Raw genomic sequence first — 13,047 nt, forward strand, 5'->3', positions numbered from 1 at the left:
ACGGAGGAGGTGCCTCACAATGGACATGAACCAATATTTATCCATGTTTATTGATGAGTCTAATGATCATCTGCAATCGCTTAACGAAAACATGCTTCAACTTGAAGGCAATCCGGAAGACCTGGGCATAGTTCAGGTTATATTCCGCTCTGCTCATACCTTGAAGGGTATGGCAGCAACTATGGGCTTTGAAGATTTGGCATCACTGACACATAAAATGGAAAATGTGTTGGATCTGGTTCGTAATGAGAAGTTGAAAATGCAGGATTACATTTTTGATACCATGTTCAAGAGTCTGGACGCTTTGGAAACCATGGTTCAGGATATTACCGAAGGTGGACAAGGTAAAGCAGATGTGTCGTCAATCGTAGCTTCACTTCAAGCCATTGAAAATGGTGAAATGACAAACGGAAATGGACCTGCTACAGAAACAAACAAGCCGGCTAACGCTTCAATCTCTTCGGCTGTGGAGCTGGATGAATTCCAATATTCAGTGCTGGATCAGTCGATCGCCGAAGGTCATCGTGTGTTCTACGTGGATGTGCTTGTTAGCGAGCATAGCCAGTTAAAAGGTGTACGGGCTTATATGGTCTTTGATATGCTGGAACGTTCAGGTGAAGTCGTTAAGGCTTACCCATCCGTTCAGGATATTGAGCAGGAGAAGTTTGAGCGCAGTTTCTCGTTGTATTACATAACAACTAAAGAGGCGCACGAACTGGAAGAAGGCATCATGAGTATCTCTGAAATTGAAAGTGCAAAGCTCATTCAACTGGATCAGGAGACTCTTCAGCAGATGGCCAATCAGGTAGCAGCTACAGTTGAAGCGCCACCCGCACCAACAGCTGTAGCTGAGGTTGCTTCGCCGGATAAGAATTCTGTACCCAAAGAAGAAACCGCAACGGCACCAGCTAAAACAGCTGCACCGAAGCAAGCTGCTGCACCTTCACGTACCATTCGTGTAGATATTGAACGTCTCGACGTATTGATGAACCTGTTCAGTGAATTGTTGATTGACCGTTCACGTCTGGAGCAACTGGCCAGTGAAACAGGCAACAATGATTTATCCGATACAGTAGCTCATTTAAGTCGAGTTAGCACAGATTTGCAAAATATTGTACTGAAATTGCGGATGGTTCCGGTAGATACCGTATTTAATCGATTCCCGCGCATGATCCGTGATCTGGCTAAGACACTTGATAAAAAAATCGATCTGGTGATTACAGGTGCTGAGACGGAATTGGATCGTACGGTAATTGATGAGATTGGTGATCCGCTTGTGCATTTACTGCGTAACGCGGTTGACCATGGTGTGGAATCCATTGCAGAGCGTGTAGCTGCAGGTAAACCAGAGATGGGTACAGTAAACCTGCGTGCCTTCCACAGTGGAAATCACGTATTTATCGAGATTGAAGATGATGGTAAAGGGATCTATCGCGACAAGCTTTTGAAAACTGCGATCAAACGTGGTGTTGTAACCGAAGAACAAGGTGCCAAGATGAGTGACGATGAAGTGAATCAACTGTTGTTCGCACCTGGTTTTAGTACTGCTGATATTATCTCGGATATCTCTGGCCGGGGCGTTGGCTTGGATGTAGTAAAATCGAAGATCACTTCGCTTGGTGGTAATGTAACGATTCATTCAACTCCAGGCAAAGGCACGAACTTCTCTGTTCAGCTTCCGTTGACACTATCCATTATTGCTGCAATGCTTGTACGACTTGGTTCTGAGAAATATGCTGTTCCGTTGTCCTCCATTGTAGAGACGGCCATTGTACAACGTGAGCAAGTTCGTAATATTCACGGCAATAAAATGATCACATTCCGTGAGTCACTGATTCCGTACTTGTCTTTGAGCGAAGTATTCTCTGTACCGGATTTCAATGATGCTGATGAGCAAGAAACAGAAATTGTCGTGATTCGCAAAGGCGACCGTCTTGCAGCCGTAGCTGTTGAAGAATTTATTGGACAAAGTGAGATTGTTCTCAAATCAATGGGAACCTATCTTCCTGCTATTGAAGGAATCTCTGGAGCAACCATTCTCGGAGATGGACAAGTAGCCCTGATTCTTGATCCTAATGCATTTATTAAATAAGCATAGAGCTAAGTCTTACATTTAATAGGGAGGTTTTTTACATGGAAGAAGAGTTGAAAGTCATCGTCTTTAAATTGGGTTCCGAAGAGTATGGTATTGAGGTAGACAAGGTTCAGACGATTGAGCGCATGATGCCAATTACCCGTGTTCCCAAGACACTTTCCTTTGTAAAAGGAGTTATTAATCTACGCGGTGTTGTAATTCCAGTCATTGATCTACGCGGTCGTTTCTCCCTTCCGGAAACGGAATACACGGATCAGACTCGTATTGTTATCGTAGGTGTAGACGACATGCAAGTTGGCTTTATCGTAGATTCTGCCAATGATGTTATTGATATCAAGAGCAGTGCGATCGATAGCCCACCAGAAGTGGTTGGCGGCGTCAAAGCGAGATACCTGCGAGGTGTTGCTAAATTGGAAGATTCACGCTTGTTGATTATGCTCAACCTAAACGAAGTATTAAATAAAAGCGAGATTGTACAGCTGGAAAGTGTTGAGGGCTAGTACCGTGGAGATGTTCAACCGATTTGAGGTATTCCAGATGGATGTGCTCAAAGAGGTCGGTAACATTGGAGCAGGCAACGCCGCAACGGCGTTGTCTCAACTCCTCAACAGACCGATTGACATGGGTGTACCTACAGTACAAATGCTCCCTTTTGAAGAAGTTGCCGAAAAAGTGGGCGGAGATGAACGCATCGTGGTTACCGTGTTTCTTCGTGTAGAAGGCGAAGCACCGGGAAATCTTTTCTTTATGATGACACCAGAGGCTGCTAAAATGTTGTTGAATAGACTTGCCGGATTTGATCTGAAAGAAGGACTCGATTTTACAGATATGGAACAATCAGCGCTTTCCGAGATTGGAAATATTTTGGCTGGATCCTATCTTTCTTCTCTGGCAGATTTCACGAAGTTGTCTATGTATCCAACTGTTCCTGGACTTGCCATCGACATGGCAGGTGCCATTCTAAGTTATGGCTTGCTGCAATTTGGCGAGATGGGTGACGCTGCATTGTTGATTGACACATCTTTCTTTGAAGGTGAAGATCAAGTTGAGGGTCAGTTTTTCCTCATTCCGGATCCACCATCCTTTGCAAAGATATTTGAATCGCTAGGGGTGCCACTGAGCTATGATTGAGGACAAAAGCGTCGTTAAAGTCGGTATGGCGGATTTAAACATCGCTCATCTTCCTGGTGTAATCCGTACGACTGGCTTGGGTTCGTGTGTGGGATTAACAATGTATGACCCACATTTGAAGCTGGCTGGAATGGCGCATGTCATGCTTCCTACTTCAGAGATCGCCCGTGAAGGGAAACTGAACACTGCGAAATATGCGGATACGGCGTTGCCTGAGCTTTTGGAAAAGATGATTAAACTAGGCGCTTCTCACTCACGTATTGTGTCTAAAATGGCCGGAGGCTCTCAGATGTTTGCCTTTGCTGGCGCTGGAGATACAATGCGTATTGGACCAAGGAATGCAGATTCTTGTCGAGAGTGGCTTCAAAAACTCAATATCCCTCTTCTAGCAGAAGATACGGGTGGGAATTATGGACGAACGATTGAGATGGATTGTGAAACTGGACTTTTGACTATTCGAAGCGTACAAATGGGTGTAAAGGAACTATAAGACTATGATAGGAAACTACCGCATTAATCTTGGAGCAGGCATCGTTGGGTTTATTCTTACTTTTTTTGTAGCATACAGCAGCAATGTGCTGATGACCAGTTTAATTCGCGGATTGATCGGATTCGTAGCCTGGTTTGTCCTTGCATATGGTTTACGCTGGGGATTGGGATTGCTGCTGAACCCTCAGATTGAGGGAAATGGGTATGGTTATGATTCACCAAGTGCTCAAGATCAAAGAGGTTCACAGGTGGACATTAAAATCGAAGACGATGGACAAGAGCTGAATGATTTGCTCAAGAGTGGACAGAACGCTTCATCTGGGGACGATCTTCCGCCATCTGAGACGAAAGCTCCAACGGGATTCGCCCCTTTGGATCCGCCTAAACTTGTCCGGACCAAGGATCCGGAGGAATTGGCGCAGGCCGTTCGTCACCTGACAGACAAATAAGGAGGGTGAAAGTAATTGAACGAGCGTAAAGCTTCACATTTGAACCATTCTGATCTGTGGGAAAAGTGGAAAGAACATGGAGATCTTGAAGCCAAGAAAACGTTGATTGAAAAGTATCTTCATATTGTAAATTATGTATCCGGTCGACTGGCTGTTGGTTTACCCAAAAATGTTCCCAAGGATGACTTGGAGAGCAATGGCGTTATGGGGTTAATTGATGCATTGGAGAAGTTCGACTATGAACGTGGTCTGCAATTTGAAACTTATGCATCATGGAGGGTCCGCGGAGCCATTCTTGACGGTCTGCGTCAAGGTGATTGGGTTCCGCGTTCTGTGCGTGAGAAGGCCAAGCGAATTGAAGACGCCTACCAACAGCTGGAACAAAGTTATCTCAGGTCTGTTAGTGATGAGGAAATGAGCGAGTACTTGGACGTATCCACTAAAGATTTTCAACATATGCTTCAGGAAGTGGCAGTCATGTCACTTTGCTCGCTGGAGGACCCAATTCGTGAGGAAGAGTCTGAGACTCGTCTGTCTTTGATGGTGGATGAGAAAGCCAAAAATCCGGATTATAAAGTGAATGAGTTTTATTTGAAGGAAGCTTTGGTGCAAGGGCTTGACAAGTTGACGGTAAAAGAGAGAACGGTTGTTTCACTCTTGTATTACGAAGATCTTTCTCTTAGTGAAATTGCTGAGGTTATGTCTCTTTCTCCGTCTCGTATATCCCAGTTACATTCCAAGGCAATATTACGATTACGCGGCACGTTGGACAAACAGAAAGATTTGTTGATGCGTAAAGATTAATAGAGAGAAGTAATATCATTGGAGTTTGGGGAGTGGAAAGTCTAAAAGGGGGAAGAATTGCGGTGATACAGCGGACTGCTTTGGAACAATGTTTAAACATTGTTTTATCGGACGACAAATGCACAGCCTACCTTGAATTTTCCAAAGAGGAAGAAGGCTTTGCCTGCACGATCGATGAACTTGAACAATTTGTGGCAAACAAGGGCATCAAACAAGGTGTATCGCGAGAGGCATTATTACTTTTTGTGAACAACCCTGAAACCTATTTGAAAGATAAATACAAGATCGCAGAAGGTGTCGCTCCCATTCAAGGAACAGATGGCTTCATTAAGGTTCTGGTTGGAATGGACGATTCGAATGAACGACGACCACTGGAATCGGAAGATGGAACTGTCGATTACAAAGAAGTGACCCGGTTAAACAATGTCCGTAGTGGTCAGATCATTGCAGAGCGGATCGCTCCTAGCGATGGCATACCAGGCAGGGCAGTAACGGGTGAGGAAATTCCTTATCGTCCGGGAAAAGAAGCTCGGTTTAAAGTTGGGAAAAACGTTGTGATTAACCCGGATGGTTCTGCGATGTATGCTGCACTAGATGGGCTGGTTACCAAAACGGACGGTAACAAACTGAATGTGTTTCCGGTTTATGAAGTCAATGGTGACGTTGACTACAATAACGGTAATATCGACTTTGTAGGCACAGTTGTCATACGAGGCAATGTACTTACCGGATTTAAAGTAAAAGCAGCAGGTGACATTCGTGTCGTCGGAGGTGTCGAAGGAGCTGAACTGGAAGCAGGCGGCTCAATCGAAATTACCGGTGGTATTATTGGTTATAACAAAGGACTGGTACAAGCAGGCCATAATGTTAAATGTACTTTCATTCAAGAAGGCAACGTAGATGCCGGTGAAGATGTTCTGGTTTCCCAAAGTATTATGCATTCTAATATTCGTGCTGGCCACGGTGTCATCTGTGCGGGAACCAAGGGTCTTATTGTTGGTGGCTCGATCCAGGCTGGCCAGAACGTCTCAGCGCGTGTTGTGGGCAACAGCATGTCCACGGTCACTTCCATTGAAGTTGGTGTGCTACCAAAGCTGCGTAACGAACTCAATGATTTGCGCAAGGAAGTCAGAGAGCAGATGGATTCCTTGGACAAAACGAAGAAAGCTTTGACATTGCTGGATCAATTAGCTGCCGCTGGACAACTAACTCCAGATAAGATGTCGATGCGAATCAAGCTGAATGCTACGCAGAAATCTGCTCTTCGTATAAGTGAAGAAACGAAAATGCGTATCTTTGAAATTGAAAAGGCACTTGAAGATACAAGTAATGCTCGTGTTGATATTCTGAAGATGATTTATGGAGGCTCTAAAATAGTTATCGGCAGATACACGAAATTTATTAAAGATCCAGTGAGTCGAATTTCATTTTATTATCACGATGGTGATATTACGATGGTTCCATACGTTTAAGTACAGCATTCAGGCACAGGAAGAAATCCATTCGAAACCGTGAGGTGAGCGTATGAGTTTCAAAGCAGTGGAGTTGCAGATTGCGGTACCACGAACAAGTGAAGCGGGACGTTATCAAAGTGAAGCCCAGCAGCGACCGATTACGGATCAGAATCTTTTGGCAGAGCAAACGTCGAAAGAAGCAAATGAAGCAAGGCAACGAAGTGAAGCAATGGACGAAACTTCACAGACTTCGGTGCGTGATGGGCATAACCATGATGGAGATCAGCAGAGTGGTTCCGATGGACAGGAGACGGTTCAGTCTCAAGCTCAAGAAACTGTGAAACCTGCAGAGCACCCTTACAAGGGAAAACACATAGATCTGTCTTTATAATAAATGGTTGTTATGGACATGCAGTCTTGCGCACCGATGGTTGAATCAGAAGGAGAGAACCCAATTTGTCACCATGGATCATTATTGTCATATTAGGGGCCTGCGCCATCGCCTACGCTTGTATTATGCCACGGAAAAACAAGGTGCAAGAGCCTGGGCATCAACTGGTGCAGGAGATGGAATCTACGCTTGAGCACTACATGACCGAGATCGAAAATGATAATGATGCTCTTATTCAACGTGTGGCTGAAATGAAGGGAGAAGCGACAGCAGCCGATCAACGTATGCAATTGCAACTTCAGGAATTACAGCAGCGGTTGGATCAGCTGGAACAGAGCAAAAAGAATGAAGCTGTCGCATCACCTGTTCCACACTCCGGTAATGTATCCGTACAATCTTCCGAAGGTTTGCAAGCACAAGCGCTCGTGAAAAGTGTACAAGCAGAGGCGGCCCAGCAGGCGTTAGAAGCAGACCAACAGACCAGTGAAGTCGAATCTTTGCCTGGGCGTGAATCGATTAAAGATCGATATGCAGAACTCTTTAATCTACATGCTGAAGGTAAGTCGATGGATGCCATATCCAAGCAGACAGGCATTCAGCGAGGTGAGGTACAGTTAATACTGCAACTGGCAGAACGGGAGGAAAGCTAAGTCATGGACAAGCGATCCTTATGGATTGGTCTGGGGAGCGGCATGATTATTGGTGCGGTTTTGCTTCAACTGGCCACAGTTGGACAAAATGCATTGTCGGATAGTAATCTGGACCCCGAGCAGACTGCCAATATGACCAAAGAACAGCTTGAAACGGCCGCGAAAACCTTGGATATGAAGTTGGTCGGTTCTGAAGAGGAACTATACACAGAAGCAGAGTGGGTGGCAAAGAAAAAGCAGGAGAGCAGTGAGTTGCAGGGGAGTACAGCAACACCGCCAGAGACAGCAACCTCTACGGAAACACCTACCGAGCCTGAGAAGCCACAAGAGCCTGCTGCAAGTGAAGGTGAAGGGCAGAAAGAGATAACTGAGCCGAAGACAACAGAACCTGTAACGCCAAGCAATCCGAAAGGCGCAACAGTATCATTTAAAGTACGTTCAGGCAACAGTCTGGCGATCGTTGCAGCAAACCTAAAAACTGCGGGAATCGTAGATGATGCTCAAGCATTCATAAAGGCTGGCAAGGCTGAGCGAATCAATACCAAAATCCAGGTGGGTACCTATGCGCTTGAAAAAGGCGAAAGTTTCAAATCCATTATCGCAAAAATCACGAAAGAACCGTCAAACTGAGCATGCTCGGACAGGACGGTTTTTGCGTATTAAACGGTACATTTTCAAAGCTTGATAATAATTAGCGCCTGAGTTACATATCAAGTTTAAAATGATTCGATACTAGCAAAAAACGAAAAGTAGATTTTAGCTTCAAAGACTGTTGCATCGGACAGTCAGTTATGCTATATTAGATAACGGTGTTAAAACACACGCATGTGCTAATTTTGTTGAGGGTGCTTTCCTTATGGAGAGTCTTGGCGAAAAATGATGCCGGCGGAGGACACAATAAAAACCATATTAGGAGGTGTGTGAAGATGGCAGTAATCTCCATGAAGCAGCTTCTCGAAGCTGGGGTACACTTCGGTCACCAAACTCGTCGTTGGAACCCAAAAATGGATCGTTATATCTTCACTGAAAGAAACGGAATTTACATCATCGATTTGCAAAAAACGGTGAAAAAAGTCGAAGAGGCTTACAATTTCGTTAAAGGAATCGCAGGAGAGAATGGTAAAATTCTTTTCGTGGGTACTAAGAAACAAGCTCAAGATTCTGTTAAAGAAGAAGCTGAACGTGCTGGTCAATTTTACATTAACCAACGCTGGCTCGGTGGTACCCTGACTAACTTCCAAACTATTCAAAAACGTATTGATCGTTTGAAACAGTTGGAAGCTTGGGAAGAAGACGGTACATTCGCTGTATTGCCTAAAAAAGAAGTAATCTTGCTTCGCAAAGAAAAAGATCGTCTGGAGAAATTCTTGGGCGGTATTAAAAATATGAAAGGCCTGCCAAGCGCCCTGTTCATCATCGATCCACGCAAAGAGCGTATCGCTGTTGCGGAAGCTCGCAAATTGGGTATCCCAATTGTTGGTATCGTTGATACTAACTGCGATCCGGATGAGATCGATTATGTTATCCCAGGTAATGACGACGCGATCCGCGCTGTTAAATTGCTGACAGGTAAAATGGCTGATGCTGTAATCGAAGCTAACCAAGGCGAAGAAACTTCCGCTTAATAGATTCGAACATATGTTATAAACTAAATGAAAAGGGTGGTTGGCAGGTGGATAACCTCTCACTGCCCTTTTTTTAGAGTGTACGTACAATACTTAATGTTGGAGGGAATTTATAATGGCAGTTAATGCGAGTGCAGTAAAAGAACTTCGCGAAAGAACGGGCGCTGGTATGCTCGATTGCAAAAAAGCACTGGAAGAAGCAAACGGTGATGTAACAAAAGCAGCTGAATTGTTGCGTGAGAAAGGTCTTTCTGCAGCAGCAAGCAAAGCAGGCCGTGCAGCAACTGAAGGCGTTGTTGAATCTTACATCCACGCTGGTGGACGTATTGGTGTCTTGGTTGAAGTTAACTGTGAAACAGACTTCGTTGGTAAAACGGATCAATTTAAGGATTTCGTTAAAGATGTAGCTATGCAAATCGCTGCAGCTAATCCTAAATTCGTTACACGTGAAGAAGTTCCTGCAGATGAGCTGGAAAAAGAAAAAGAAATTCTGAAAGCTCAAGCTCTTAACGAAGGCAAACCAGAAAAAATCATTGAAAAAATGGTTGAAGGCCGTATCGGTAAATACTACGAAGAGTACTGCCTGCTGGAACAAACTTTTGTTAAAGATCCAGACAAAACGATCTCTCAATTGCTGAACGAAAAAATCAGCCAAATTGGTGAAAACATCTCCATCCGTCGTTTCGTTCGTTACGAACTGGGTGAAGGTCTTGAGAAAAAAGTAGACAACTTCGTAGAAGAAGTAATGTCCCAAGTAAACAAATAAGACGGTTTCTATAAACCGGCGAGCAGAATTGATTTTCGAAGATATAAGAATGATGAAACTTCGAAGCGTAAACTCCCTTATATCTCAGGAAAACAGTGCCTTACCGGTTAAACGTTTTTCCTAAAAGAGCGGAACACAACTGTGTTCCTTTCTTTTTAAGCAGGAGGCCATGCGCGAGAAGTTTTGTTGGTTGAACACCAAGCGTGTTCGATTCAAAGTGGAGGGTGAATAATTGGAACAGCCAGTATTTAAACGTGTTGTCTTAAAGGTCAGCGGAGAGTCTCTTTCCGGTCAAAACGGCTACGGTATTGATGCAGATACGATCTCGTCGATTGCCCAACAGGTAAAAGAGGTTGTTGCACTTGGTGTACAGGTTGCTATTGTATGTGGCGGCGGAAACATCTGGCGTGGAATTGCCGGTAGCGAAAACGGCATCGATCGTGCAACTGCCGATTATATGGGTATGCTGGCGACAGTAATGAACTCGCTGGCACTGCAGGATGCTTTGGAACAGATTGAAGTGCCTACGCGTGTACAGACATCTATTGCAATGCAACAGATTGCAGAGCCTTATATTCGTCGTAGAGCTATTCGCCATCTGGAGAAAGGCCGGGTCGTTATTTTTGCAGCAGGTACAGGTAACCCGTTCTTTTCCACGGATACAACAGCAGCACTGCGCGCAGCGGAGATTGAAGCAGAAGTTATCTTGATGGCCAAAAATAAAGTTGATGGTGTATACTCAGCAGATCCGTTTAAGGACAGTACAGCTGTGAAATTTGATCAGTTGACTTACATGGATATTCTTAACAAAGACCTTGGTGTAATGGATTCAACGGCATCCTCGCTTTGTAAGGACAACAACATCCCGTTGATCGTATTTGCCATTACGGAACAAGGTAACATCAAACGTGTTGTTCTGGGCGAACGTATCGGAACAATCGTTAAAGGGAGTGTAGATTAATGCCACAAGCGGTTAAACAACATGCCGAAGAGCGTATGGAAAAAGCAATTCAAGCATTGCGTCGTGACCTGGCTACTTTGCGTGCAGGCCGCGCAACTCCAGCTCTTCTGGACCGAATTCAGGTAGAGTATTATGGAGCAATGACGCCATTGAATCAACTCGCTAATATTAGTACTCCGGATTCCCGTACACTGATGATTCAGCCTTGGGACAAATCCTCCATGAGTGACATCGAGCGTGCCATCATGAAATCGGATCTGGGTCTTACTCCAGCCAATGATGGTAGCATGATCCGTTTGTCTATTCCGGCATTGACGGAAGAACGTAGAGCGGAACTTGTTAAGCTGACGAAGAAGTTCGGTGAAGAAGGTAAAGTAGCGATTCGTAACATTCGCCGTGATGCGAATGATGACATCAAGAAACTGGAAAAGTCAGATATTTCTGAGGATGAATCCCGGAGACATCAAGATGATATCCAAAAATCGACCGACAAGTTTATTGCTGAAGTCGATAAGGTACTCGCTGCCAAAGAAAAAGAAATCATGGAAGTGTAAGACAAGCGCAGCCCCTCCAATACGGTGGGGTTTTGTCTCTTTTTCCAAGCTTCAGATAAAGAAACTTCAGGGATTTTGGAGGAACAGGAATGATCAAACGGGTTCGGTCGTGGTGGAATGGGGCTGACAAGCAGGAAACGCTGACTATATCCGAGGACAATATCCCGCAGCACGTCGCCATCATCATGGACGGCAATGGACGATGGGCCAAACGTTTGGGGCTGCCGCGTATAGCCGGGCACCAAAATGGCATGAAGGCGGTCAAACGTGCGACCATCGCGGCGGATGAACTGGGCATCAAATATCTGACGATGTACGCTTTTTCGACAGAAAACTGGACGCGTCCAAAAGAAGAAGTGGATTTTCTGATGCGACTTCCGCAAGAATTTCTAGCTATAGAGCTGGATGAACTTATAGAAAAAAATGTGCGCATTCGCATGATGGGTCAAGAGGAACATTTACCTTCTCATACCATTAATGCCTTGCGGGAAGCCATTCGTCTTACGGAACATAATACAGGTCTCGTTTTGAATTTTGCAATGAACTATGGAAGTCGTCGTGAAATGACGGACTGTGTTAAACAGATCGCTCTGCAGGTGAAATCGGGGGAACTATCGGCAGAGGATATAACACCTGAACTCATTGATAGACATATGCTGACGGTTGACATGCCTGATCCGGATCTGCTGATCCGGACGAGCGGAGAGTTGAGATTAAGCAACTTTATGCTTTGGCAGCTTGCATATAGTGAATTATGGTTTACGGATATATACTGGCCCGAATTTGGCAAAAAGCATTTGCTTGAAGCAGTAGCCGAATATCAGCGCAGAACAAGGCGTTACGGCGGTTTGAAATAGATGGAGGATGAAGCCGTTGAAACAGCGACTAACGACAGGAATCATAGCAGGTGTGTTGTTTTTAGGTTTTTGCATGCTGGGCGGACCCTGGTACCATGGTTTGGTATTGCTTATGGCTCTCATCGGTTATTATGAATTTGTTAAAATGACCGGGGTGATGCCTTTTTCAGGTGTGGCCCTGATTGGATATGCTGGTGTGTTTGCCATTGTGTTTCCTTGGGAAATGTTTTGGGAGGCAAGACCGCTATCCTTATTTCAGGTCATCTGGATAGTAATGCTTGTACTGATGACAGCTTCGGTTGTCACCAAAAATAAGGTTCCCGTGAATACAGTGGCCATGCTTTTCCTCGGCGTGTTGTATATAGGGATCGGTTTCTATTACATTGCAGAATCCAGACATCTGCATCATGGGTTGTTCTGGACGTTCCTGTTGCTGGGCTCCATATGGGCCAGTGATGCAGGAGCTTATTTTGTAGGGAAACTCATTGGTAAAAACAAACTGTGGCCTTCTATCAGTCCAAACAAAACTATAGAGGGTGCACTGGGTGGCATCGTAATTGCAATTGTTACTTCTGTTATTTTTGCATTAGTATCAGATGGTTTGCTTTCCTGGCAGAGAGCGATTGTGATCGGAATTGCCTGTGCAGTTGTAGGTCAGATGGGTGACTTGATCCAGTCTGCATACAAACGTGTATATAATATCAAGGATTCAGGCAGTCTTCTCCCAGGGCATGGAGGCATTCTTGATCGGTGCGACAGCTGGATTGTTGTTTTTCCATTCGTACATATACTAATGCTACTGCCCTACTAAAGAAGAACAT

At 44.7% G+C, this 13,047-nt stretch carries 16 protein-coding genes; all 16 read left to right on the forward strand.

The window, feature by feature from the left end:
* The first annotated feature begins 19 nt into the window (after positions 1 to 19).
* The 16 genes from C161_RS11435 (at position 20) to C161_RS11510 (ending at position 13,037) form a co-directional block, all read left to right on the forward strand.
* Positions 20 to 2,092, forward strand: coding sequence for a chemotaxis protein CheA (locus tag C161_RS11435; protein ID WP_036670378.1), 2,073 nt, complete (start codon positions 20 to 22; stop codon positions 2,090 to 2,092).
* A gap of 41 nt (positions 2,093 to 2,133) precedes the next feature.
* Complete coding sequence (locus tag C161_RS11440; protein ID WP_036609340.1) at positions 2,134 to 2,595, forward strand: chemotaxis protein CheW; 462 nt, start codon at positions 2,134 to 2,136, stop codon at positions 2,593 to 2,595.
* A gap of 10 nt (positions 2,596 to 2,605) precedes the next feature.
* Positions 2,606 to 3,226, forward strand: coding sequence for a chemotaxis protein CheC (locus tag C161_RS11445; protein WP_100529443.1), 621 nt, complete (start codon positions 2,606 to 2,608; stop codon positions 3,224 to 3,226).
* Positions 3,219 to 3,716, forward strand: coding sequence for a chemotaxis protein CheD (locus C161_RS11450; protein ID WP_017689162.1), 498 nt, complete (start codon positions 3,219 to 3,221; stop codon positions 3,714 to 3,716). The genes C161_RS11445 and C161_RS11450 overlap by 8 nt, the downstream gene beginning before the upstream one ends.
* 4 nt (positions 3,717 to 3,720) lie before the next feature.
* Entirely contained in the window at positions 3,721 to 4,164 is a 444-nt protein-coding gene (locus tag C161_RS11455) for a hypothetical protein (protein ID WP_017689161.1), read from the forward strand.
* Between the two features lie 15 nt (positions 4,165 to 4,179).
* Complete coding sequence (locus C161_RS11460; RefSeq protein WP_017689160.1) at positions 4,180 to 4,968, forward strand: FliA/WhiG family RNA polymerase sigma factor; 789 nt, start codon at positions 4,180 to 4,182, stop codon at positions 4,966 to 4,968.
* A 62-nt stretch (positions 4,969 to 5,030) separates the two neighbouring features.
* On the forward strand, positions 5,031 to 6,440 hold the full coding sequence (locus tag C161_RS11465; protein WP_036609334.1) for a DUF342 domain-containing protein: 1,410 nt from the start codon (positions 5,031 to 5,033) through the stop codon (positions 6,438 to 6,440).
* Positions 6,441 to 6,492: 52 nt separating this feature from the next.
* Positions 6,493 to 6,813, forward strand: coding sequence for a hypothetical protein (locus C161_RS11470; RefSeq protein WP_036670379.1), 321 nt, complete (start codon positions 6,493 to 6,495; stop codon positions 6,811 to 6,813).
* Between the two features lie 65 nt (positions 6,814 to 6,878).
* A complete protein-coding gene (locus tag C161_RS11475) occupies positions 6,879 to 7,463 on the forward strand; it encodes a hypothetical protein (RefSeq protein ID WP_036670381.1) in 585 nt (194 codons plus the stop codon).
* Positions 7,464 to 7,466: 3 nt separating this feature from the next.
* Positions 7,467 to 8,093 (forward strand): endolytic transglycosylase MltG, encoded by a 627-nt coding sequence (locus C161_RS11480; protein WP_036670382.1) that lies wholly within the window; start codon positions 7,467 to 7,469, stop codon positions 8,091 to 8,093.
* Between the two features lie 296 nt (positions 8,094 to 8,389).
* Positions 8,390 to 9,088: a 30S ribosomal protein S2 gene (gene rpsB, locus C161_RS11485; protein ID WP_017689155.1), complete on the forward strand. Its 699-nt coding sequence runs from the start codon at positions 8,390 to 8,392 to the stop codon at positions 9,086 to 9,088.
* Positions 9,089 to 9,203: 115 nt separating this feature from the next.
* Positions 9,204 to 9,854, forward strand: coding sequence for a translation elongation factor Ts (tsf, locus tag C161_RS11490; RefSeq protein ID WP_036609326.1), 651 nt, complete (start codon positions 9,204 to 9,206; stop codon positions 9,852 to 9,854).
* A 232-nt stretch (positions 9,855 to 10,086) separates the two neighbouring features.
* Positions 10,087 to 10,815 carry a UMP kinase gene (gene pyrH, locus C161_RS11495; protein ID WP_017689153.1) on the forward strand — a complete coding sequence of 243 codons (729 nt, stop codon included), beginning with the start codon at positions 10,087 to 10,089 and terminating at the stop codon, positions 10,813 to 10,815.
* The gene (gene frr, locus C161_RS11500) at positions 10,815 to 11,369 is read left to right on the forward strand and encodes a ribosome recycling factor (protein WP_036670384.1); all 555 of its coding nucleotides are present in this window, start codon (positions 10,815 to 10,817) and stop codon (positions 11,367 to 11,369) included. The genes pyrH and frr overlap by 1 nt, the downstream gene beginning before the upstream one ends.
* A gap of 89 nt (positions 11,370 to 11,458) precedes the next feature.
* Positions 11,459 to 12,226: an isoprenyl transferase gene (locus C161_RS11505; protein ID WP_017689151.1), complete on the forward strand. Its 768-nt coding sequence runs from the start codon at positions 11,459 to 11,461 to the stop codon at positions 12,224 to 12,226.
* 16 nt (positions 12,227 to 12,242) lie between these two features.
* The gene (locus C161_RS11510) at positions 12,243 to 13,037 is read left to right on the forward strand and encodes a phosphatidate cytidylyltransferase (protein WP_036670385.1); all 795 of its coding nucleotides are present in this window, start codon (positions 12,243 to 12,245) and stop codon (positions 13,035 to 13,037) included.
* Positions 13,038 to 13,047 lie beyond the last annotated feature (10 nt).

This window comes from Paenibacillus sp. FSL R5-192 (assembly GCF_000517845.1).
Taxonomy (GTDB): domain Bacteria; phylum Bacillota; class Bacilli; order Paenibacillales; family Paenibacillaceae; genus Paenibacillus; species Paenibacillus amylolyticus.